This is a genomic window from Pseudomonas capsici, assembly GCF_017165765.1.
GTDB lineage: Bacteria > Pseudomonadota > Gammaproteobacteria > Pseudomonadales > Pseudomonadaceae > Aquipseudomonas > Aquipseudomonas capsici.
This window is the reverse complement of record NZ_JAFGZD010000001.1, coordinates 415435-440242: the sequence shown is the minus strand read 5'-3', so window position 1 is coordinate 440242 and position 24808 is coordinate 415435. Positions and strand designations below refer to the sequence as shown.

The 24808-nt window shown below is 59.2% G+C and carries 11 protein-coding genes and 1 pseudogene; 2 read left to right on the top strand and 10 right to left on the bottom strand.

Features of this window, described 5'->3' with window-relative positions; genetic code table 11:
• Positions 1-100 precede the first annotated feature (100 nt).
• Complete coding sequence (locus JSY17_RS01860) at positions 101-670, top strand: GNAT family N-acetyltransferase (protein WP_206401246.1); 570 nt, start codon at positions 101-103, stop codon at positions 668-670.
• A gap of 143 nt (positions 671-813) precedes the next feature.
• Here the strand turns inward: JSY17_RS01860 and JSY17_RS01855 are convergent, their stop codons facing one another.
• The 9 genes and pseudogenes from JSY17_RS01855 to JSY17_RS01820 all read right to left on the bottom strand — a co-directional run bounded on the left by JSY17_RS01855 (position 814) and on the right by JSY17_RS01820 (position 21402).
• Complete coding sequence (locus JSY17_RS01855; RefSeq protein ID WP_206401240.1) at positions 814-1023, bottom strand: hypothetical protein; 210 nt, start codon at positions 1021-1023, stop codon at positions 814-816.
• 113 nt (positions 1024-1136) lie between these two features.
• Positions 1137-1488: pseudogene (locus JSY17_RS25560) on the bottom strand (IS5 family transposase); the annotation flags it as partial.
• Positions 1489-1911: 423 nt separating this feature from the next.
• Entirely contained in the window at positions 1912-2154 is a 243-nt protein-coding gene (locus JSY17_RS01850; protein ID WP_206401238.1) for a hypothetical protein, read from the bottom strand.
• On the bottom strand, positions 2141-15799 hold the full coding sequence (locus JSY17_RS01845) for a two-partner secretion domain-containing protein (RefSeq protein WP_206401236.1): 13659 nt from the start codon (positions 15797-15799) through the stop codon (positions 2141-2143). The genes JSY17_RS01850 and JSY17_RS01845 overlap by 14 nt, the downstream gene beginning before the upstream one ends.
• Before the next feature lie 459 nt (positions 15800-16258).
• A complete protein-coding gene (locus JSY17_RS01840) occupies positions 16259-16579 on the bottom strand; it encodes a hypothetical protein (RefSeq protein WP_122371302.1) in 321 nt (106 codons plus the stop codon).
• A gap of 517 nt (positions 16580-17096) precedes the next feature.
• Positions 17097-17720 carry an isochorismate family cysteine hydrolase YcaC gene (gene ycaC / locus JSY17_RS01835; RefSeq protein WP_200998258.1) on the bottom strand — a complete coding sequence of 208 codons (624 nt, stop codon included), beginning with the start codon at positions 17718-17720 and terminating at the stop codon, positions 17097-17099.
• A 45-nt stretch (positions 17721-17765) separates the two neighbouring features.
• Positions 17766-19604, bottom strand: coding sequence for an amidohydrolase (locus JSY17_RS01830; RefSeq protein WP_117181018.1), 1839 nt, complete (start codon positions 19602-19604; stop codon positions 17766-17768).
• Between the two features lie 145 nt (positions 19605-19749).
• Positions 19750-20364 (bottom strand): antibiotic biosynthesis monooxygenase, encoded by a 615-nt coding sequence (locus JSY17_RS01825; RefSeq protein ID WP_206401234.1) that lies wholly within the window; start codon positions 20362-20364, stop codon positions 19750-19752.
• 117 nt (positions 20365-20481) lie between these two features.
• Positions 20482-21402 (bottom strand): LysR substrate-binding domain-containing protein, encoded by a 921-nt coding sequence (locus JSY17_RS01820; protein WP_117165101.1) that lies wholly within the window; start codon positions 21400-21402, stop codon positions 20482-20484.
• 204 nt (positions 21403-21606) lie between these two features.
• Between JSY17_RS01820 and JSY17_RS01815 the strand changes: the two genes are divergently transcribed.
• Positions 21607-22869: an MFS transporter gene (locus JSY17_RS01815; RefSeq protein ID WP_206401232.1), complete on the top strand. Its 1263-nt coding sequence runs from the start codon at positions 21607-21609 to the stop codon at positions 22867-22869.
• A 5-nt stretch (positions 22870-22874) separates the two neighbouring features.
• On the opposite strand, the gene mrdA is transcribed toward JSY17_RS01815, so the two are convergent.
• A complete protein-coding gene (gene mrdA, locus JSY17_RS01810; protein WP_117180829.1) occupies positions 22875-24764 on the bottom strand; it encodes a penicillin-binding protein 2 in 1890 nt (629 codons plus the stop codon).
• Between the last annotated feature and the right edge of the window lie 44 nt (positions 24765-24808).

Genomic DNA, 24808 nt, shown 5'->3' with positions numbered 1-24808 from the left:
AAACAGAAGTATTGATCTGGATCATGACCCGAAGGTGCCAAAGCGTAAAAGATAGGCAAACAGCCTGGCTCAATCGACGCACGGCCTCCAGGGGATAGACATGAACACCGTCACCAGCGACCCGATCAGCGACAATCCATACACCCCTGACCTGCGCTTCATCCACTGGGTCGAAGAATTGAACGACGGCACCCACCTGCTGATCAGACCGATTCAGGAAGACGACCGGCAACGAGCATTCGAATTCCTCACACGCCTGTCGCCACAGACACAGCACTTCCGCTTCCTCTCCCCCAACAACGAACCCGCCCCGCTGGCTCTCGACCAGATCATGGACACCGACTACCAACAGCGCATGACCTATGTCGCCCTGGTCATGGAAGACAACAACCAACTGAGTGAAATAGGCCTGAGCCACTACGCCGCGACAGAAGGCGACTACTGCTGCGAATGCGCCGTGGTGGTTGCCGACAAATGGCAAGACCTCGGACTGGGCAAGTTGCTGATGCAACACCTTATGAATGCTGCGCGGTTGAACGGGTTTTATAGAATGTTTTCGATAGATTCGGTTAAGAATGCGAGGATGTTCAATTTGGCGCGGTCATTGGGGGTTGAGTGCCATCCGGATCCGTTGGAGCGGGGGCAGGTTGTTTATAAGGTGGGGTTGTGAGGGTTTTCGTCATATCGCATATTCAGGCTGCTCTTAAATAACAGGTTTTTTTGCCCCTATCGAGCCGTAAGCGGGAAGTTCAAATAGTCTGAAAAAAAACACTAGCACAAGGCTGGCACCGATATACCACACGATGATTACAATCAGCTCGCTTGACGATCCATATCATCGAGCAAAAAACCAACACTTTTAAGCAAGCTAACAACAAACTCACAATCCGCACCGATTCGCGCTTCAAACTCAAACATTTCTATCCCGTTACATATCTCATTTAAAGCCGAGTTTAGAACCAACAGTTCTTCTCGATTGAGGCTAACACTCGCCAAATCATGCGAGCAACTAATCTTTTCCACAGCAACACCTCCAAATATTAAAAAATTTCTCTTCCACAAAAATACTCAGACACCTTCACCGAGTGCTTTAGGATTCCGAAAAACCTCCACCGACATTATCACATCAAGCGCCACCCTTTTTGACCTGCCCCAGAAGAGGCTCGGGTGGCCCTAACGGCTGTTGAGTCGATGCACCAGGTGTTCAAGTCAATCAGTCCTGGGACATTGAGCTTGACGTGCAAGCGTTTGAGCATTTTGTTGAAGGTGCCTTGGTTGCGCCAATCTCGAAAGCGCTGATAGACCTTCGATCATGGCCCGAACCGCTCAGGCATGTCCCTCCAGGCTGTCCCCCGAGCAAAGCCCCCACCACACGCCATTGAGTATCAAGCGATCCTCGGCTCTTGGGCGCCCAGTGCGACGATGAGCAGTAAAAAGATCAGCGACTAGTTCCCAATCTGCGTCGGAAAGTTCGTATCGCTTGGGCATGGCAGAATCCCTCGCTTAAAAGGCGAGAACTCTACGGAAAATCAGGCCACCAAAGGCTGCGACGGGGTTTCAAAGGTTTTCATACAGAGCCTAAGCAGTGCTGAGGCACTTATATCATCCTCAACACTTTCGTAGTTCTCACGAACAGCCAGCGTAAGAACGTGCTCTCCCCCTGTGCAGTCATTACACATAGCGGCGATAAAACCCGACACTAACTTGCGCCTACTGGACGCCAGAGTCACCTCTGTACGATTCTGGAACAGATCGGCATTGAGGGCGAATGCGCCGCCGCTCTCCATTGAACCGGAGATGTTGTAAACATCAGTGGCCCGAACAGCGCCACCGTAACCGCCGACACCCCCACACCATTAAAAAACTGAGAACCCCATAAAAAATTGAGCCTTAAATCTTTATCTATAACCCCTACACAACCGTATTTATACCAAGCCACTTGCAGAAAGTCACATATACAAAATCATACGCTTCCTCTTCACTATCAAGCACAGCAAGCTCAACAGGTTTATCACGCTCCACGTAATAAACTTTCCATCCAGTATTCTCTGAGACGACACAAACACAATCACCACCTCGAATCTCACCCAAAGAGTAACTGCTTTCGTTAACACCAATAGCAGAAAGCTCACACAGCAACTTATTTCTTTTCATTTAAAAACCCATTATCCAGATACCATTGAATAGAATTCGGAAGCTGAAACTGCGTACCCATTCCTGGCTGACCAAACCATGGTAACACTTTCGCCTGTGTAACCCCAGGAATAGGCTGAATAACTTCATATTGAAAATACGGCTTAGTGGCCTCATACGAAGAGGGTAGCGCACGCTCACCAAAAGAGGCACCCAATGGAGAAATATAATTACCTCCCGGATACCCAAAACGGTCAACCTGCATTCCTACATCAAGCGTCACATTGAGGACAGGAGAGTATCCGCCACTATTTGGTGGCCAAATACCAAGTATCTCTTGAAGCTGCCCCTCTGCCTTGCTGAACTGCCCGAAGTTTGAACTAGCCCGCGCAGCCTGACTATCCGCAATATTCCTCAGGATCACAGCCTTATTAAGCATCTCGTCCAGCTTGGAACCAATAGCTTCTGCAACCTCCTCGGTGAGTTTGGCGCCAGTTTTGCCAACCGCCCCCGCCCCCGTTACCGCGCTGACTGTACGAATCAGCAGCAAGGCCTGCTGGGCAGCTGACACATCAACGCCATATAGAGCATTGAGCTTGTCACTGAGGTCATCGTTGAGTGCAACAGCAGCGCCTTCGCCAATAGCATTCCCATTTTCCTTGAAGCTATCGACGATACTTTCAGGAAGCCCTTTAATCCCCTCCCATAATCCACTCACAACGACAGATGGATGATCGATGGAGGCCTTCAGCAGATCGATGGACTCGCCCTTCAAATCGATACCGGAATCCTTCATTTCCTTGAGCAGACCGGAACTCAACTCACGGCTGATACCGCTCTGTACAAACTGCCGATAAAACGTGCGATCGGCTGTATCCGCAAACATCTCCGGCCTGAACAATTGCTGGCCATTCGTAGAAAAAAGAGCTTGGGGCACACCCAAATCATTGACAAACGTTTGTCCTGCTGATGATAGAAAAACTTTCGCAGCATGGTCATCCCCATCAGCAAGTTGAGCCCGCCATAGATAATCTACATCCTTTAGGGCTTGCCGACTTAGGCGCTCCATAGCCTCCTGCTCAGTGATACCTAAAGTTTCAGCAAACTTTTTGGCGTTATCTTTAAGCCATTTTTCTTCGTGAGGATGCAACTGGCGGTTGTATTGATCTGCCATTCCAGCAACCCAGGCAGCTTGTTCGACATCGCCTCCGGCCAGACCCGCTGCGGTCAAACCCACAATTTTTGATGCCGCCTCACGAAACTCCGGAATATCCTTGAATGCATTATTTAATACGCCTGCCATGGCCTGGCTGGCACCTGCCGCAACCGCTCCCGTCGCGAAATCACCACCGGTCGCCGAGGAAATTGCGCCCCCCATCATGGCATGCAATGCGGTACGCCCCATTCCGCCTTCTGCCCAGAGCGCCATTCCCTGCGTATCATTCTTCAAGAATGCTTTTGCGTAATTTTCGTTAGCTATGCTTCCTATCTGATAAAAACCAACCGCTGCGGCTACGTTTCCAGCCTGGGAAACAAGCGCCTTGGTCAGGTTATCGCCCAGACTTCCACCATTAATGGCTGTATTGATTACCCCCGTAGCCAGTCCTTGTGCACCGGCGTTAACTACAAAGCCGCCAATGTCCTTGAGGCTCGACAGATCAAAGCCTTTAGTAAGGTTATTGAATGGTTTGCTTGTGCCACTCAAGTTAGGGTCGATAACACCTGCTGTGAAACCAGCAGTAAGCCCTGAGATTAAAGCCCCTTTCAAACTATCGCTGCTGACTGTGCTCTTGAACGCAGCTCCAAGGTTACCTTTGTTGTTAATCGTGCTAATGGCTGCCTGCGATGTAAGAGAAGTCAAACTTGCCACCGCAGCCGCATGGGCAGCCGTCCCGATAGTTAAAGCTGTCGTAGTAGAAAAACCAGCTGCAGTCGCAGCCCCACTTGCAGCAGAACCAGCAGCAGTTCCTGCTGCAGCAAAAGTTCCAGCTCCGGCCGTTACTACCGTAATGATGATCATGATCGCCAACATCGCGCCCTGACCAAGACTGGAGTTGTTGTACTTGAAGGAGTCATGCAGCTCCTTCACCTGACGCCAGTCCACATCCCCACGCTTCTCGGCTTCTTTCAGCCAGGCCAGTTGAGGGTCGGCCTGGACCATGGCATCAATGGTCTGGCTGACGGTTTGTTGGTCAACCTGCTTGATGTCGATCTTCAAACCTTCCACAGCGCGGATCGCAAGCTCACCTTTGGCCACCATTTCTGTCTGGCGCAGGGTTTCGTCGGTTCTGCCTTTCCCCTTCATCGAGGTCCAGGCCAGGCTGCTACTGCTCTTGGTATGGCTCTCCTGATGCAGGTCCTTCACCCCCTCAAAGGTGATGCCACCACCGCTTTCAATCGTCAGGTCATTGCCACTGGTGAGCTTGGCCACCTGGTACAACTGGTCGCCACCGCTCTCCAGCGTCAGGTCACCGCCGCTGGTGATTTCGCTGCCGACATTGCGGATATCGGTCACTTCATCCCGCTTGGTTTTCTTTTTCCCCCAACTGCCTTTGCTCTTCTTGTCGTAGAGGTAGTAGTCACTGTCCTGTGCGGCCAGGAGGCTGAGGTTTTCGCCTGCCGACAGGTTGGCGTTTTTACCTGCGGTGATGCGGCTGGAGATGACGGCCAGGTCCTGACCGGCGTTCAGGGCAATGCTGCCGCCGGCATTCAGGTCGGCGGAGACCTGTTTGACATGGTCGGTCTGGACGGTGAGTTTCTTGCTTCTGGACAGGGAATGGGTTTCGTCTGCCGCCGAGCTGATGGTCATGTTCTCGGTCGCGGCCATGGCGATGTCGCGCTTGGCGTCGATGTCGCTGGCTACAACATTGATATCGCGTCCCGACAGGGCAATCAGGTCACGACCAACGCTGACGCTGGAGCCCAGTTGCGTGATGCTGGACCGAGTGTTGTTCAAGCTGAGCGTTCGTGCTTTTTCCATTTGTGCCGCGACGATACTCATGTCACGAGCGGCAATCAGGCTGAGGTCACCACCAACCTGCAGAGTGCTGCCAATATTCATCACATCGCGCCCGGCCGTCACAACAAGATCGTTGGCAGACTCGATACGGGCGACATCCTCAACAAAGTCCTGAATCCCACCCGTGCTGCGTTGATCGCGAATGACGGTCCGCTCATTGATAACATCGCCACGGGTAGCGGTCAGCGTCACATCACGGCCATAGAGAATGCCTCCGGCCTTGTTGAACAGGTCGTTACCCGCCAACAGGTCAAGACGATTACCCGCCTCGATCAGGCCGACGTTGACCAGATCGTTGCCCGCCGTTGCCGACAGGTTATTGGTGGCCCGCAAGGTTCCGACGTTATCGAGATTACCTCCCGCCGTCAGCGTGACGTCGTTACCGGCAATCAATGCACCGTTCGGAGCGAGGCGGTTATTGGCCTGGGCCAGGTACAGCACCGGTACCAAGACTTTCTCGCCATTGACCTCATGCTCTTCGAGCCACACGATGTCGTGGGTCAGGGCCGCCACTTGTGGAGGGCTCAAGGTCACACCGATCTTCAGGTTCAGTTGCTCCTTGCTGGCGATGGCGTTGTTCATCAGGTACTTGAGCTGAGTCTCGTTGGAGGTCTGCCCGGCCAGAAATGCCTGACCGGTACGGGCCACGATGGCTTGCTGGACGAGACGCTGTTCATACAGGCCATCCCCGAGACGCTTGGCGCTGGTCTCCGGGTCGTAGCCTAGGCTGGCCAGCAGGTAGTCCGAACTCATGAACTGGCGCAGATCGGTCAGGGCCGGGTTGGTTTCGATCATGTAGTTATGTGGATTGCGCGGTGCAGTATTGCCGGGCAAGGCCTGAACACGGGCGACCTGAGTCGGAGTAGCGGCGGTGTTTGAGGCAGTAGAAGCAATCACAGGAACCGCTGTCGCCAGACCATTTACCGGCACCGGCAAGGGAACGCCGTTATGGTTGCTGGCCTGAACTTGCGTCACGTCGGCAACCTGAGTCGCCCCTGGCGAACCGGAGCTGTGGGCGATCAATTGCAGGCTGTTTGCCGAGTCGGCTGGAGCGCTGGAATCAAAGGCAGAAGCATTGGCGCTCAACCCCGAGTTCTGACGGACTACATTGGCCAGTTGGCGAGTGGCGGTCGAAACCTGCCCGGCGGTCCCGAACTGAAGGGTTCTGCCCTGAGTATCGGAAACGGTCTGCTCGCGTTGGGAGACCGAAACGCTGGCACTGCCGAGCGTCCAGTTTTGTGGCGCGCCAGTGGTTTGAGTCGCAGCGACATTACTGCCGGTCTGGGCACTCAGGCGGAACAGACCGTTCTGGCTGGTGGGCAGGCTGAAGCCTGGCAGGGTGAGTGGATTGACTTGTTGCTGGGACAGATCGGGGGGAAGTTGGGCGTTGACACGAATGATCGCTGTGCCTGTACCGGAGGGGCTGGTGCCTTGAACTTTACTGGTGCCGCCACCGACTACATAATCCTGGCGAATGACACTATTTTGCAAGTTTTGTGTAGCGGTGATAGAGACATTACCGCCTGACTGGATGACAGCGCTTCGGCCGCTGCTACCGCCATCCAAAATTTCCTCTACATCACTGAGCAGCTCTAAGCGCGTGATTGATTCAGGCACCTCGATAAGGTTATTTCGGTCATACAACGACACGGCCAACTCACCATTAGGAGTTCCAGTATAGAAAGGTACAGGAATGCTACCTACATACTGAGATGTCACTGCATCTTCTACGTCAAACTCATACGGCCTATTAAACATCCCAACATAATAAGCAACAACCACCCCTAATCTAAACTCACCAACCTCATTCATATAGTAAATATTAGGAAAATCAGGATTATTGCGCTGATTATAATATCTTGCATCTGAGAATCGCCATCTATCTTCCATGGCGTAAATACGTGTACGCACTACAGAACCGCCAACCGCCCCGACATTCCTTACATTATCAGCGCTAATGACAACATCACCCACCGCACTTATTGTACTTTTGCTATTTAAAAACCCCCCTCCAAAAAAGTTAAAACCTTTTCCGGAAACCAAAATAGAAGAAGCTGTAACATCAGCATCCTGCCCCCCTTCAAAGTATTCCCTCACAACGTAATCAACTATATTGCCTGTATAACAGTCGTAACATTTGATCCCTATAATCCCCTTCACCAAAGTCCGACCCGCAGTAGAAGCCTGCTGGCTATCCGAACCTTCCGTGCGGTTCTCAAACGCCGTCGCGCTGATCGCAAAGTTGCCGCCACTCTCCATCGAACCCGAGATATTCGAGACCTGACTGGCCCGTTCAACGCCATACCCTTTGATGATCAGGTTATTCAACGCATAGAAGTCGCCCTTCAGGTTGGTCAAACTCCCCACATTGGTCTGCATATCCCCACCGCTGAAGATCAGCCCCTGGCTGTTGAGCAGGCTCGCGGTGTTGAAGGTAAGGTTTTGCGTGGCACCCAAGGTGCCGTAGTTGTTCACACTCCCGGCATTGACGATCAGATCGGCTGCCGACGTGATACGCCCATAGTTGCTGGCCAGACCGGTGATATTGAGTTCGGTGCGTGCGCCGCCCGTAAGGCTCGCGGCACTGGTCAGCGCCAGTTGACTGGCGGTCAGGCCCAGGGTACCCAGGCTGCTGGTACGCCCACCTCCCCCATACCCCCCGCTCAGGTTCAGGCTCAGCGTCCCGTCACTGGCAATCACCCCCTCATTGGTCCAGCTCCCACCCGTGCCCACCAACGCACTCGACGCCAGCAACTGGCCGCTCGCGGTCTGGTTGAGGGTGCCGACATTGACCGTCAGCCGGCCGGCCTGGATCACGCTGCTGTTGGTCCAGTTATCCGCGGTGATGGTCAGGCCACCGCGAGTCACGAGGTTACCGCCGGCCTGGGTCAGGTTGGCGGTGGAGATGTCGAAGGTGCCCGCGCCGGCATGCAGCAGGTTGCCGTTGGCGTTGAGGAAGCTGGCGGCGTTGAGGATCAGGTTGCTGTTGGCGACTTCCACGGTGCCGTTGCGGTTGTCGAACAGGGTGCCGATCTGGAAGTCGGCAGCGTCACTGGTGCCGAGGGAGCGGATCTGCCCGGTCCGGTTGTCGAGGCTGGCGGCCTTGATCGCCAGGCGGCTGTCGCTTTCGATGATGCCCAGGCGGTTGTTCAGGGCGCCGGTCAGTTGCAGGTCGACCTGGCCCCCGGCGATCTGGCCGTCGTTGTCGCCGCTGTTGTCCAGGTCCTGGCCGATGACCCGCACCAGGCCTTTGGCGTAGATGCCGCCGTTGCGGTTGTCGAGGTTGGCGGTGGTGAGCAGGGCTTCGCCGGTGCTGGCCGAGACGCGGCCGCCGTAGTTGTCGAAGCCGCCCAGCGCGATCAGGCTCAGGCGCTGGGCCTGGATCACGCCGCCTTGGGTGGTGTTGGGGGCGTAGCCGTTTCTCAGCACGCCGGTGATCTGCGTGGTCAGCAGGCCCTTGAGGCTGGACAGCAGCCCGCCGCGGCTGTCGAGGCTCGCGCCTTCGACGGACAGGTCGCCGTTCTGGGCGATCAGGCGGCCCTTCTGGTTGTCGACCGCACCGGTGACTTCGACGCTCAGGGCGTTCTGGCCCTGCACGGCACCGGCGGTGTTGTCGAGGCTGGCGGCCTTGAGGGTCACGTCGCCGTTCTGGCTGTAGATCAGGCCGTCGGCGTTATTGAGGACCTGGCCGCTGGCGGTGATCAGCAGCGTGCCGTTGGCCGCCACGGTGCCGCGGTTGCTGGTGTCCAGCAGGCCGGTGTTGAGGGTCATCAGACGCTGGCTGACCAGTTGACCGCCCTGGTTATGCACGGCGCTGCTGCGCTTGAGCAGCCAGTCTCCGCCGCTGGCGAGCTGGCCGCCGGTGTTGGTCAGGGCACCGAGCAGGTCGAGGGTGACCTTGCCCGGGCTGGTGAGCGTGCCGGCGCTGTTGTCGAGGGCGTTGGCCGTGACGATCAGGTCGGCCCCGCTGTCGATCAGGCCTTTCTGGCTGTTGTCCAGCAGGCCGGTGACGGTCAGGGTCTGCCCGGTGCCGCTGGAGAGGATGCCGCCGCGGTTGTCGAGGCGGTCGGCGGTCACGGTCAGGGCGGTCTGGCTGACCAGGGCGCCATTGCCACTGTTGAGCAGCGCGACGCCGAGGTCCACGTCCACTGCGCCGAGGCGGCTGGACAGGGTGCCGTTGCTGCGGTTGTCCAGGGACGTGGCGGTCACGTCCAGTCCTTGCCAGCCGGAGATCAGGCCGCTCTGGTTGAGCAGGCTGTCGGCCTGGAGGGTCAGCAGGGCGTTGCTGATCAGTTGGCCGCCGCTGTTGTCCAGGGTCCGGGCGGTCAGGGTGAAGCTCTGGGCACTGGAGATTTCCCCGCCCTGGTTGTTGACGTCCCGTACCCGGCTGAGGGTCAAGGGACCGGTGGCGCTGATCAGGCCGTCGCGGTTGGTGAGGTCGGCCCCCTTGAGGTCCAGGCTCAGCGCGGCATTGCCGATCAGGCGGCTGGCGTTGAGCGACAGGGCGTCGAGGACCAGGGTCAGGCTGCCCAGGGCCGAGACTTCGCCACCGCTGTCGGCGCTCAGGCTGTCGGCGGTGACAGTCAGGGTGCCCTGGCTGTTGATCAGGCCCTGGGCACCGGTGTCGAGGGCCGCACTGGTGAGGGTCAGCGCGCCGCCGCCCAGCAGTTGCCCGCCCCGGTTATTGAGGTCACCCGAGGTGATTTTCAACGTCTCGGCGGCATTGATCAGGCCCTTGTCGCGGTTGGTGAGCCGGCCGGTGACGGTCAGGTCCAGGGCGTTGCGGCTGGTCAGGGTGCCACCGGTGTTGTCCAGGCTGGCCGCCGTGACATCGACGCCCGCCGCAGCGATCAGGCCCTTGACGTTGTTCAGGGCCTGATCGATGCGCAGGGTCAGCAGCTGGTTGCTCAGCAGCGAGCCGCCGCTGTTGTCCAGGCTCTGTGCCGTCAGGGTAAAGGCCTGGGTGCTGGAGATTTCGCCGCCCTGGTTGAGCACGGTCTTGAGGTTTTTCAGCAGCAGCGCGCCGGGCGCAGTGATCAGGCCGCCCTGGTTGTCCAGCAGGCCCTGGTTCACGTCCAGGCTCAGGGAGGTGTTGCTGAACAGGCTGCCCTTCTGTTGGTCAAGGCCGCTGACGCTGGCCACCAGCGCCTGCTGGCTGCCGATGCGGCCACCGTCGCGGTTGGTCAGTTGCGCGGCGGTCAGGTCCAGCCGCTCGCCACTGCTGATCCGGCCCTTCTGGCTGTTGTCCAGGTCGCCGGTGTCGATCATCACCCGGCCCTTGGCGCTGATGGTGCCTTGCAGGTTGTCCAGGCCGCTGCTGGTCAGGGTGAGGGTGTCGTCGGTGACCAGTTCGCCGCCCTGGTTGCCGAGGGCACCGGCGATGTCGAGGGTCAGTTGACCGGCACTGGAGACGCTGCCCGCCGTGTTGGTCAGGCTGCCCGCCTCGATGCTCAGAAGACCTTCGCTGCCAATCGCACCGGTGCTGTTGTTTAGTGCGCCGGACAGGTCGATGACCAGCCCTTGCAGGCCGCTCATTACCCCGCCGCTGTTGTCCAGCGAAGCACCGGTCAGGGTCAGGCCGGTCTTGCCGGAGAGCACGCCCTGGGCGTGGTTGGTGATGTTCGCGACGTCGAGGGTCAGCGCCTGCTGCGCGAGGATCTGCCCACCGCTGTTGGTCAGCGTGTCGCCGCTCAGGGTGATGCCGTGTTGCGTGGAGATCTCGCCGCCCTGGTTGTCGATGTCATCGACGGTCAGGGTCAGGGCTTCGCCGGCACCGACCCAGCCCTGGGCGCTGTTGTTCAGGGTGGTGCCGGTCAGGCTCAGAGCCCCCAGTGCCGACAGTTGCCCGCCCTGCTGTTGCAGGTTGCCGATCACCGCGGTCAGGGCTTTCTGGCTGGTGATCTGGCCCAGGGTGTTGTTAGCGGTTGCGGCGCTGACGTCCAGGTCGCCATCGGCGATCACCGTGCCCTTGACGTTGCTCAGGGCCTGGTCCACGGTCAGGGTCATCCCCGCCCGGCTGCTGATCAGGCCTTCGTCGTTGCTCAGGCTGTCGCTGTCGATCGTCAGCCCGGTGGCCGACACGCTGCCCTTGAGGTTCCTGAAGAACGCGACCAGGTCCAGGGTCAGCGCCTGGCTGCCGAGCAGCTTGCCGCCGCTGTTGTCCAATGACTGGGCCATGAGGGTAAAGGCCTGGGCACTGGAGATTTCCCCGCCCCGGTTGTCCACGGCCTTGAGGTTTTTCAGCAGCAGCGCACCGGGGCTGTTGATCAGCCCGCCCTGGTTGTTCAGTTGGCCTTTATTGAGGTCCAGGCTCAGGGTGGTCTGGCTGAACAGTTCGCCGCCCTGCTGCTCGAGGCTGGTGACGCTGGCGGTCAGGGCCAGGGCACTGGCGATGCGCCCCGCGCTCTGGTTGATGACGTCGCCGGCGATCAGTTCCAGGGTGTCGCCGCCGGTCAGTTGCCCGCCCTGGCTGTTGTCGAAGGCCCCGGTGGTGACGCGGGTCGCGCCCTGCCCGGACAGCAGGCCTTTCTGGCGGTTGTCCAGGCTGTCGCTGACCAGGGTCAGGGTCGTGTCGGTGGTGATCGAGCCTGTCTGGTTGATCAGCGCACCGTCGGTGCTGACCTTGAGCGCCTCGGCGCTGGACAGCGTGCCGCCGGTGTTGTCCAGCGAGGCGGCCTTGACCGTCAGCGCCGCTTCGCTGTTGAGCAGGCCGCCGCGGTTGTCCAGGGCACCGCTCAAGGTCAGCGTCTGGGCCTGCTGGCTGCCCAGGGTGCCACCGGCGTTGTCCAGGCGCTGGCCGGTCAGGCTCAGGGTCTGGCCGAACAGCAGGCCCTTGTTCTCGTTGATCACCCGCTCGACAAGCAGTTGCAGCGCGGTGCCGGCCAGTACCTTGCCGCCGTCGCGGTTGTCGAGTGCATCACCGATCAGTTCCACGCCCACCTGACTGGACACTTCACCGGCCCGGTTGTCGAGGTCGTCGACTTCGAGTTTCAGCGCTTTTGTGGCGCCCACCAGACCACCGGCCCGGTTATCCAGGCGCTGGCCGGTCAGGGTCAGGGTGCCCTGGGCCACCAGTTCGCCGCCCTGCTGGGTCACGGTGTCGACGGTGGCCGTCAGGTCGCTCTGGCTGGCGATGCGGCCCGCGCCGTTGAGGACCGTGTCGGCCTCCAGCGTCATCCCGCCCACGGCCGTGAGCAGGCCGTTCTGGTTATTCAGTCGGGTGCCGATAAAGCTCAGCCCGGCCTGGCCGGTGATCACGCCCTTCTGCGCGGCGCTCAGGCCAATCTGGTTGTTATCGAGGTCACCGATCAACAGCGTCATCAGCTTGTCGGCGCGGATCACCCCGCCGCGGTTGAGCGCGCTGTCGCTGTTCACGGTCAGCAGGTCCTGCCCCACCACACGGCCGCCCTGGTTGTTCAGGGTCTGACTGGTCAGGGTCAGTATGCCCTTGGCCTGCACCTGGCCACCGCTGCGGTTGTCCAGGGTGCCGGTCAGGGTGATATCCAATTGACCATCGGTCAGCACGGCCCCGGCCAGGCGGTTGTCCAGGCTCGCGGCCCGCAGGTTCAGGCCCAGCCCCGCGCCCAGGGTCCCGGCCTGGTTGCTCAGCGCCTGGGCCAGACGGACGGTCAGTACCTCGTCGGCCTGGACCTGGCCTTCGGCGTTGTCCAGGCTCCGGGCCTCGAGGCTGGTGGCCCCCGCGCTGCTCAGCAGGCCCTGGCGGTTGCTGAGGTCGCCGGTGACGTCCAGCTTCAGGGCCGCCTCGCTGCTCACCTCGCCAAGGGTGTTGTTCAGGGTGTCGGCCGTGAGGTCAACGCCTTTGCCGGACACCAGGCCGCGCAGGTTGGTCAGCAGTTGGTCGATGCGCACGATCAAGGCCTGATCGCTCAATACCGTGCCGTCGGTGTTGTCCAGCGACGTCGCCGCCAGGGTAAAGCCTTTGGCGCTGGAGATTTCGCCGCGCTGGTTATCGACCGTGCCGAAGTTCTTGAGCAGCAACTGGCCGGGGGCGGTGATCAGGCCGTCCTGGTTATTGAGGTGGCCACGGCTCAGGTCCAGGCTGACGTCGCCGTTGCCGTACAGGCGACCGTCGGCGTGCTGATCCAGTCCCGTAACCACGGCGGTCAGGGCCATGGCACTGGCGATACGTCCGGCTTCGCTGTTATTCACCTGCGCGGCGGTCAGGGTCATCGCGGCAGTGCTGGTCAGGCGACCATCGAGGTGGTTGTCGAACGCGCCGGTGGTGACGGTCACGCCTTTACCGGCAATCCGCCCGCTGCGGCTGTTGTCCAGCGTGCCGCTGTTGAGGGTCAACCCCGCATCGCTGAGCACTTCGCCGCCCTGGTTGACCAGCGCGTCGGTGACGGTCAGGGTCGCGGCACCTTTGCTGGTGACACTGCCGCCGGTGTTGGTCAAGGCATCGGCGGTCAGCAGCAGCGTACCGTTAGCCAGCAGACGCCCTTTGGCACTGTTGTCGAACTCGCCGAGCGTGGCGGTCAGTGTGCCCTTGCTGGAGAGTTCGCCGAGGGTGTTGGTCAGGGTCGTGGCTTCCAGCTCGAGCCCCGTGCCGGACACCCGACCGCGCAGGTTGGTCAGCACCTGGTCGATGCGCATGATCAACGCCTGATCGCTCAATACCGTGCCGTCGGTGTTGTCCAGCGACGTCGCCGCCAGGGTAAAGCCCTGGGCGCTTGAGATTTCGCCGCGCTGGTTATCGACCGTGCCGAAGTTCTTGAGCAGCAACTGGCCGGGGGCGGTGATCAGGCCGTCCTGGTTATTGAGGTGACCACGGCTCAGGTCCAGGCTGACGTCGCTGCTGCTGTACAGGCGACCATCCGCATGTTGATCCAGCCCGGTAACCACGGCGGTCAACGCCATGGCACTGGCGATGCGCCCCGCTTCGCTGTTATTGACCTGCGCCGCCGTCAGGCGCAAGGCCTCGGTGCTGGTCAGGCGACCGTCCAGGTGGTTGTCGAAGGCACCGGTGGTGACCGTCACGCCTTTGCCAGCGATGCGTCCGCTGCGGCTGTTGTCCAGCGTGCCGCTGTTGAGGGTCAGCGCAGCATCGCTCAGCACTTCGCCGCCCTGGTTGACCACTGCGTCGGTGACGGTCAGGGTCGCGGCACCTTTGCTGGTCACGCTGCCCGCGGTGTTGGCCAGCGAACCGCTGTCCAGGCTCAGAGTGCCCTCACTGCGCACGACGCCCTGATTGTTGTTCACGGTGTCGGCGGTCAGGGTCAAAGCACCGCTGCTGGCGATCCGTCCCCCCTGGTTCGCGACCTGGCTGCTGGTGATGTCCACGCTGCCGCCCTGGCTCAGGATGCGCCCCGACTGATGGTTATCGAGGGTCGTGGCCGTGACCCGGGTACTGGCCTGCCCGCTCAGGGTCCCGCCCTGGTTGGTCAACGTCCGGGTGGCATTCGCCTGCAGGGCGCGGCTGGCCACCACGCTGCCGGTGTTGGTCAGGTTGTCCGCCGAGAGCACCACATCGCCCGTGGCATTGCGGCCGGTGTCGGCATTGACGCCCGCTTCGATGATCGCGGTGTTGGTCAGTTGCCCGCCGCTGGACAAGGTGACGACATCGCGCGCGGCGACATTCTGCTGAATGGCCAGATCGCCCGGCGTGGTCACCGTCAGCGAGGAACCCGCATACAGCGGCCCGTTGGCCTCGACGCTGGCAGCCTTGACCGTGACCGCGCCGCTGGCAGCCGCCTGGGTCAGGCTCAGGTGGCCATTGGCATCGATCTGGATATCCCCGGCACTGGCCGCCACATTGCTGGCCAGCCGCACCCCGACACCCGCCTCGGTGCCGACCAGTTTCACGGCCCCGACGTACATGCCGCCCAGCGCCGAGCTGTCGATGGCCAGTTCAGGTTTGGCGCTGCCGTCGTCCGCCAGCGCCGTGGCAGTGAGGGTCCTGGCGTCGACATCATTGCGTCCGGCGATGACGTTGAGCCTTTTCGCGTGCAGCTCGGCGTTGAGCTTCGCGCTGCGGGTGATGATGTCGAACTGATCAACGTTATCGGCGTTCAGCCCCAGTCCTTCGATGGCCACGCTGCCGTTCTGGACATTGAAGTGCGTCAGGTTGCCGTTGCCGTCCAGCACCGGCTTGCCGGTGGTCAGGGTCACCTGCGGGGTGTTGAGAAAACCGCAGCCATTACAGGTGATGCCATAGGGGTTGGCCACGATCACCCGCGCCGCCTGCCCGGCCACTTCGGTGTAGCCCTTGAGCTGGCTGGCGTTGGCGCCCACCACTTCGTTGAGGATGACCTGCGCCGCCACCCCGTTGTTCAGGTTCGGGTTGCCGACGATGATCCCGCCCAACTGGGTCGCACCGGTCTGCTGGGCGATGTTGTTGAGGATCAGGCCCTGGGCGTCGACGTTGTACTGCTGGAACTGGTTGTGCGACAGCCCGCCGGCATTGGGGGTCGCGATATTGACGATCGGCACGCCATTGCCCGCCTGCCCCAGGCCGGTCCCCGAACCACTGACCACCACGCCATCGGCCTGCGCCCACATTGGCTGCCAGAACATCGCATGAGCCAGGATCAGCGCAATGCCGCGTTTGGGCAGGCCACAGAAGCGCTCACGCGGTTGGACACGGGCCGACGGTTGACGGGCCAGGAAGGCGAGGTGCTTGGCGTCCATGCGGAAGTATTCCTGCGGGGATCAGAAAGTCTGGAAAGATTTTTAAAAGCAGTTCGAGGCGAAAACTGATCGACAGATCAGGTTCTGCTCACTGGAGGCGGGAGCGGAAACGGCCGGGGAAACCAGAGAAGTGGCAGCGAGAAGGACTGGCAGAGCCGTCCTTGAGCGGATAGATACACGACGCACATCCCTGCAATATCATATTGATATCAAATTCGGCGCGATTGTAGATTGACATCATTATGACGTCAATTTTTTGTATCCACCGTGTGTCGGGTTTGTTACGCGGGCAAGCGGCAAGCGGCAAGCGGCAAGCGGCAAGCGGCAAGAAAGTATGGGGCTGCAGGAGGTTTTTCAGTGACAGAAATAACTGGATCTTTCTTTTAAAGACTAATGACGCCATTAAAAAAGTGCCCTCAATGAGAGGGCACTTTTAATAATCATGTGTGTTTATTGCAGTCAGGCAACCCGAACAAAACGCTGTTGTTTTTTTGCTTGCTGCCATTCATCTTTCAGATTCTGCAACAGGCCCTTCATGAACTCTTTATCGGCGGCGGCTTTCTTGCCGACATAGCCCTGCCCTCTGCGGAACATCTTCAGGCAAGCAAGCATTTCAGGGTGTTTTTCCTGGAATTCGCCCTCTGCCGTGCAGGGCGACATGGGGTCGATATGCACTTCACCCGAGTTTTCGATCCAGAGGATATGGCTGTCCAAAGTATCTTTGCGTGCTGCAAACAGACGAGCCAGCTCATCAATAGTTGGATGATTGTTGATATTCATGTTGATGCTCCTTCGCTCGTTAACCTGTTTAAGACCATTGATATATAAAACTGCCTGTCGGATAAGACAGTGAGTCATGTTCACGTCTTGCAACCCGAGCCGTAGGACATGCAGGTAGCCTTGAGATAAAGCCACTACAACAGGGAAGCGTCACGGAAGGAGAGCGTAGCGAAAGCCAAAGACCTGGCTGGCGACCGTTACAAGGTCTGCCACAAGTATCATGAGGACGTTTCGCCAGCTGCTCGCCCTTTCGGACGGGCCATGCCGGGTCAGCTTCATCAATCTGCCTTGTGGGCAGCCTGCATCCGGGGAACATCTCGACGGCTTGCCGAGCCTGTTCAGTACATCGTTTTCAGCGCTCCCGATCAGGGAGACAGCTGCATAATGCAAAAGGAAAAGGCAGGCGTCAACATTTATGTAGTGATTATTTTTGATCACTACATAATCTTTTTGAATCTGCAAAAGGTGCGTCGACAGTGACTGTCTGGTCACTGCCGACGTAGAGGGGCTGCCGGTTTCAGCGGGCGGTGAAAGCGGTGTAGCTGTTGATCAGGTTGCGGTAGTTCGGGATGCGCTGGGACAGCAGATTGGCCAGACCTTCCATGTCATTGCGCCAGTCGATCTGAAGTTCGCAGGCAACCGAGAACCAGTTGACCAGTTGTGCACCCGCGGCAGTCATGCGCGCCCACGCGGCTTGCTGGACCGTTTCATTGAAAGTGCCGGAAGAATCGGTCACCACGAACACCTCAAAACCTTCGGCCAGAGCGCAGAGGGTCGGGAATGCCACGCACACATCGGTCACCACACCCGCGATGATCAACTGCTTGCGACCGGTCGCCTTGACGGCCTTGACGAAATCTTCGTTGTCCCAGGCATTGATCTGGCCAGGACGTGGAATGTAAGGGGCGTCCGGGAACATTTCCTTGAGTTCCGGCACCAGCGGACCGTTGGGGCCTTGCTCGAAGCTGGTGGTGAGGATGGTCGGCAGGTTGAAGAACTTGGCCACATCGCCCAGAGCCAGGACATTGTTCTTGAATTCGTTGGGCGAAAAGTCCTGGACCAGAGAAATCAGGCCAGTCTGGTGATCGACCAGCAGAACCGCTGCGTCATCTTTGTTCAAGCGTTTGTACGGGGTGCTCATGGTTGACTCCTCGGTTTTTTATCGTTGCATGCAAGGGTGGAACAATCAGAACGCAAAGCACGAACAGCCAAACGCGCCCCAGAAACCCTGGAAGTCGCTGACCGGCACGCTGGAAAGACGCGCGCGTTCGTGGCTATGGGAATGCACGGCACAAGGGCCGCTGCACTGGTGAACCTGGGCCAGTACCGGTGAAGCCGGTCGCCAGTGCCCTGCGACTTTTGCGACCGGCGACCAGTCCGGCAGCACAGGCAGGCTCACAGGTGCCAGTTTTTCGAAATCACCGGAGCCGAAGACAACCTTGCCATCGACGACCGTCAGCACCGACTCGATCCACTTGATGGACTCTTCCTCGACACTGAAGTAGTCCGCCGACAAGGCGACCAGATCCGCGAGTTGACCGACCTTGATCTGCCCCTTCTTGCCTTGTTCGGACGAGAACCAGGCGCTGCCGTGGGTGAAGAGTTCAAGCGCGGTTTCACGAGACAGGCCTTCGGGATACAGCTCAAGCCCGCCGACCGTGCGCCCGCTGACCATCCAGTACAGCGATGTCCAGGGGTTGTAGCTGGAAACCCGTGTAGCGTCGGTGCCGGCCCCGACCGGCACGCCTTCGGAGAGCATGCGCTTGATCGGCGGGGTCATTTCGGCAGCCTTGGCACCGTAGCGGTCGACGAAGTATTCGCCCTGGAACGCCATGCGGTCCTGAATCGCAATGCCACCGCCCAGTGCCCTGACCCGCTCGATATTCCTTGGGGTAATGGTTTCACAGTGATCGAAGAACCACGGCAGGCCATTGAACGGGATATCGCGGTTGACCTTCTCGAAGACATCCAGCATCCGGCTGATGGATTCGTCATAGGTCGCATGTAACCGGAACGGCCAGCGATGCTCGACCAGATGCCGTACCACAGGCTCAAGGTCCTGCTCCATGCCAGGCGGCAGATCCGGGCGAGGTTCAAGGAAATCCTCGAAGTCGGCTGCCGAGAACGTGAGCATCTCCCCTGCCCCGTTATGCCGCAGGAAATCGTCACCCTGATGCAGAGTGACCGAGCTGGTCCAGTTCTTGAAGTCGGCCAGTTCTTCCTTGGGCTTCTGGGTGAACAGGTTGTAGGAAATACGCACCGTAAGCTGCTTTTCGCGGGCCAGTTGCTCGATCACCGCGTAATCATCGGGATAGTTCTGGAAGCCGCCACCTGCATCGATGGCACTGGTGACGCCTAGCCGGTTGAGTTCGCGCATGAACTGTCGGGTCGAGTTGACCTGATACTCCAGCGGCAGTTTCGGCCCCTTGGCCAGGGTCGAATACAGGATCATCGCATTGGGTTTGGCCACCAGCATGCCGGTGGGATTGCCCTGGGAATCCCGAACGATCTCGCCTCCGGGCGGATTGGGGGTATCGCGGGTGTAGCCTGCCACGCGCAAGGCGGCGCGGTTGAGCAAGGCGCGATCATAGAGGTGCAGCACAAATACCGGGGTATCGGGTGCCGCCTGATTGAGTTCTTCAAGAGTCGGCATACGCTTTTCGGCAAACTGGAACTCATTCCAGCCACCCACTACCCGCACCCACTGCGGGGTCGGCGTGCGGTCGGCCTGTTCCTTGAGCATGCGCAAGGCATCGGCCAGGGACGGAACGCCTTCCCAGCGCAGCTCCAGGTTGTAATTGAGACCACCGCGGATCAGATGCAGGTGTGAGTCGTTCAGACCGGGAATCACCGTGCGCTGTTTCAGGTCGATGACCTGAGTGGCGCTGCCGCGCAACGCCATCACTTCAGCATCCGTTCCCACTGCGACAAACCGCCCGCCACTGATCGCTACGGCACTGGCCTTTGGCTTTTCACGATCGACCGTGTGAAATTGACCATTGAAGAGAATCAGTTCGACATTCATCGCAGCACCTTTGGCAAAAGTTTGGGAAGCACCGGCATAACCGGAGAATGGCAAGGCAGGCAGGATCGCCGCAGCGGCGCTCAGCAATGAGCCTTTGGCAATGAAGCGCCTGCGCTGCAAATCGGTTTTGTCATCACTCATGGGTTCACTTTCCTTGTGGAGCCTTCAGCCAGGATGCAAAAAGGCGTGTGGCCGCAGGCATCAATAGATAAACCACCAACAGAACGATGGTTACCGTCACCAGCGCATTGCTGACGAGATAGCCCGACAGCCATGGACTGAGGGCAAAGACCGGCTTCCACAGCAGAGGAATCAACAGACTCAGCGGCAGGATGACCAGAAAGGTCACGCACGCCTGCTTCCAGCGAGGTGGAGGTCCAGCCTCATCCGCCACCGGGTTGAACCAGAACTCGTTGTGCGGATTGACCTGCGTCTGGTCGCCATCGGCAAGCATAGGCGCAGCCTCCTGGACCAGTTGCTTGCGCTCATCGGATTCCAGCCAGCTCTGCATGGCTTCGGTGGAATGGAAACGCAGGACACAGGTAAACAGATGCAAACCGCCGGACTTGCTGCGGATTACATCCACGCCCAAATGTCCGGGATACCCCCCGGCAATGGTGACGATGCGGCGCAGCCAGGCCTCATAAGCAGGCTCTTGTCCGGCCTTGATCCGGTGCTTGATGACCAGGGTGACGACTTCATTGAAGACTGTGCTGTTCAGAACACGTGCTTGTGTGTCGAGACGAATGGGATCGGACATGGCCGGCAGCTCCGTAAACACCGAATGAAAATCTCCAGGCCAGACGATGCGCTTGACCGAGGGAGATAGTGCCGTTGATTACAGGCCAGAAATTGAATGTATGTGCTGTCTTGCACCTCAGGCATTCACATCCAGCGGCGCTGACATGTAGTGAGCAATACGCGAACGCAGCCAGCGCTCGGCCGGATCGTTGTCATGGACACCGCTCCAGACCATCGACAATTCGGCGGGCACTATGGGGAATGGCGGATCTTCGGCGCGCAATGCACTGCCTTCCACCAGCGCACAGGCCGCGTAATCCGGGACAGTGGCAATCAATTCGGTGCCGGCCAGCAAGGCGCGCAAGCCATTGAACTGGGGAACGGCCAATACCACCTTGCGGGCACGTCCTACGCGGGCCAGGTCAAGATCGATATTGCCACTCAGGTCACCGGAAAACGACACCATCGCATGCTGCCGTTCACAGTATTCATCCAGGCTCAAGGCACCCGGACGGGCATCGCCACGAATCACCTTGCAACCGATTTCGCGCAATTTCCTGCGCTTGGCGTTGGCAGGCAGATCCACCGTGTAGCTGACACCCACCGAAATTTCCCCTGAGGCCAGCAAGGCAGGCAGCAGCAGGTAATTGGCCCGGCGAATGACCACAATGATGCCGGGGGCCTCTTCGCGAAGCTGCTTGAGTAACGGTGGTAACAGGCCGAACTCGGCATCATCGGACAGCCCGATGCGAAAGACATCGGTGCTGGTGGCAGGATCGAATTCCTTGGCCCGGCTGACCGCACCGGAAATGGTATCCAGTGCAGGCCGGATTTCCTTGAGGATATCCAGGGCTCTGGCCGTAGGCTCCATGGCCCGGCCATTGCGCAGCAACAATTGATCATCGAACAGATCGCGCAAACGCCCCAGCGCGGCACTGACCGCCGGCTGACCGATAAACAGCTTCTCGGCAACCCGGGTGAGGTTGCGCTCAAACATCAAGGCTTCAAAAATCACCAACAGATTCAGATCGACGCGGCGCAGGTCATTGCGATTCATGTGAAGTTTCCAGAGGCTGCCAGATGCAGACTCCACAGTAGGCATGAGCGGCCCTTACAAGCCTTGTACGTCTGTGCCTTTATCGGAAAGAAATCGCTCTGTTTCAGGTGTTACCGCGTTTTTATTGACCTGCTGCAAGGTCATGCCCGCCAGGTCGGTCTATGGTGTGGAGTCTCCAGATGCTGTAAGCGAGTCATTCACCCTATGCCCTCCATCTCATCCCCAACCCTGTCCACAGGTTCCGAGCGGCTGCATGCAGGCTTTGTCATTGCCTGGCTGTTCTGTGTCCTGTTCTACTTCATTCAGTATTCGCTGCGCTCTGCGCCCGGCGTGATGATGCCGGAGCTGACTCAGGCATTCGGCCAGGATGTGGTGGCAATCGGTGCCCTGATCGGACTCTATTACTACACCTACTCGGTCTTCTCGATCATTGCGGGCGCTGCGCTGGATCGGCTCGGTGCCAAGTATGTGATTCCGCTGGGCATCCTGATGGTTGCCCTGGGTGCTGCTCTGTTCGGCCTGGGCGAATTACAGGCCGCGCAGATCGGACGCCTGCTGCAAGGTGCCGGCTCGGCCTGTTCCTTTATCGGGGCGGTCTATCTGGCCACGCATGGTTTTCCGTCGCGCTATCTGGCAACCGCCGTGGGGTTTACCCAATGCTTCGGCATGCTGGGCGGTTTTGCCGGGCAATTCGGAGTCGGGCCACTGATTCACGGCACTATCCTTTGGGAGCAGTTCTGGTTCATTTCGGCAGCCTGCCTGGCTGTGGTTGCGTTTCTGGTGCTGATCGCGACGCCCAAAGGCCATGATCCAAGGCCGCTCAACAGCAGTGGTTCGGCAGGTTCGCTGCTCACGCCCTACAGACAGGTGCTGAGCAACCCTCAGTCCTATCTCTGTGGTTTCAGCGCCGGCCTGCTGTTTCTGCCGACCACCATCGGCGACATGATCTGGGGTGTTCCATTCCTGCGCGAAGGCTTGTCCATCGGCTATGCCGAAGCGGTGAATCGCAGCAGTATGGTGCCGCTGGGCTGGGTGATCGGCTGTCCGTTGCTGGGCTATGTTTCGGACCGTCTGGGGCGGCGCAAGCCGGTCATGATCGGCGGAGCCTTGCTGATGCTGGTGTCGTGTAGCGCGATTCTGTATCTGCCCGCCGGCATCGCCCCGCCTTACCTGTTCGGCCTGCTGCTGGGTATTGGTTCGGGAGCTGCGATGATTCCCTACACCATCATCAAGGAGGTCAACCCGGACAACGTGAAAGGCAGCGCAACCGGCGCAATCAACTTCCTGGTGTTTACCTTCAGCGCCTTGCTGACACCGGTATTCGGCCACCTGCTGAGCCGAATCGCCGCAGGGGGCGACATGAGCCTTAAGGTCTTCCAGCAGGCAGGCGACTACCTGCTGGCCGGCATCGTGCTTGCCATCGTACTGGCAGTTTTCCTCAGAGAAACCGGCCCTCGGGGCAAATGACATCCTCAAGCATGCGGAGGACCTTCAGGCTTGCTCGGCGCTGCGTATTGCGGCTTGAGCTTGCCGGAATCGTCCAGCAACCAGGCATCGAGCACTTCCCTGACCACAGGCCCGGCCACCCGGCCGCCCGCCTCGCCGTTCTCGATCATGACGGAAACGACGATTTTCGGATGCTCGGCCGGGGCAAAGCCGACGAACAATGCGTTGTCCCGGTTGCGCTCCAGCGTCTTGAGCCGGTCGTAACGCTCGCCCTGCTTGATCGCCACCACCTGCGCGGTGCCGCTCTTGCCAGCGATGTGATACTGCACGCCCTTGGCCGCGTCACGGGCAATACCACGCGGGTCATGCATAACCATTTGCATGCCTTGATTGACCTGATTCCACTCATTTGGATCATGCAGCACAATATTGGGCATCGGATGTTCATCCACCGGCGCCACATCACCCACCTCGACCGCCAGGTGCGGACGATGCCAGACACCCTTGCTGGCAATCAGTGACGTCGCCTGAGCCAGTTGCAGCGGCGTGACCTGCATATAGCCCTGGCCAATGCCCAGAATCACCGTCTCGCCGGGGAACCAGGCCTGACGCCGCGTCGCCCGCTTCCACTCCCGCGAAGGCATCAGGCCTGCAGACTCTTCGAACATATCCAGCGAGACTTTCTGGCCCAGGCCGAACATGGCCATGTAGTCATGCAGGCGGTCGATGCCCAGCTTGTGGGCCAGGGTGTAGAAATAGGTATCGTTGGAACGCATGATCGCGGTGTCCATGTCCACCCAGCCATCGCCGCTATGGTTCCAGTTGCGGTACTTGTGGTCGAAATCCGGCAACTGGAAATACCCCGGATCGAATACCCGGGTCGAGGCATTGACCACACCCGTATCGAGCCCGGCAATTGCCACTTCGGGCTTGACCGTCGAACCGGGCGCATACAGGCCGCGCAATACCCGGTTGAACAATGGCCGGTCGATGGAATCGCGCAGCGCTGCATATTGCTTGAAGCTGATACCGGTCACGAACAGGTTGGGGTCGAAGCTGGGTTTACTGACCATCGCCAGCACTTCACCCGTGGCCGGATCCAGCGCCACCACCGAACCACGGCGATCACCCAGAGCCTTCTCGGCTGCTTCCTGTAAATGCACATCCAGACTCAGGGTGATGTTCTTGCCCGGAGTCGGATCGGTGTGTTTGAGCACCCGCAATACGCGGCCCTGGGCATTGGTCTCGACTTCCTCATAGCCCACATGCCCATGCAATTCGGACTCGTAGAAGCGCTCGATGCCGGTCTTGCCTATGGACTGGGTGCCACGGTAATCGGTGTCCAGTTGCTTGGATTCTTTCTCGTTGATCCGCCCGACATAGCCGATGGAATGGGCAAAATGTGCGCCCAGGGGATAGTGGCGGATGAACTGCGGCGCGACATCGACGCCCGGCAAACGGAACTGGTTGACCGCCAGCAAGGCGATCTGCTCTTCGGTCAATTCGTAGAGCAAGGTGGCGGGTTCAAACGGGTGACGGACCTGCTTGAGCTCTTTCTCGAAAAGGATACGGTCCTCGTCGGGCAGCGACAGGATGCTCATCAACTCGTCGATGACCTTGTGCCAGTCGTTGGCGCGCTCGCGGGTCAGGGTCAGATTGAAGCTGGGCCGGTTATCGGCCAGCACTACACCATTGCGGTCATAGATCAAACCGCGCTCGGGCGGAATCGGCAGTACATGCACCCGATTGTTTTCGGAGATAGTGGAGTGATAGTCGAACTCGACGACCTGCAGAAAGTACATGCGAGCGATCAGGCAACCGCTCAAGGCAACGACCAGCAACGCACAGGCCACTACACGCAAATTGACCAGACTGCTCTCTTTTTCATGATCCTTCAGAGGAATGGGATTGGGCATTTCTACAGCTTCTCGGTAATGACAAACGACGCGGGCGATATATG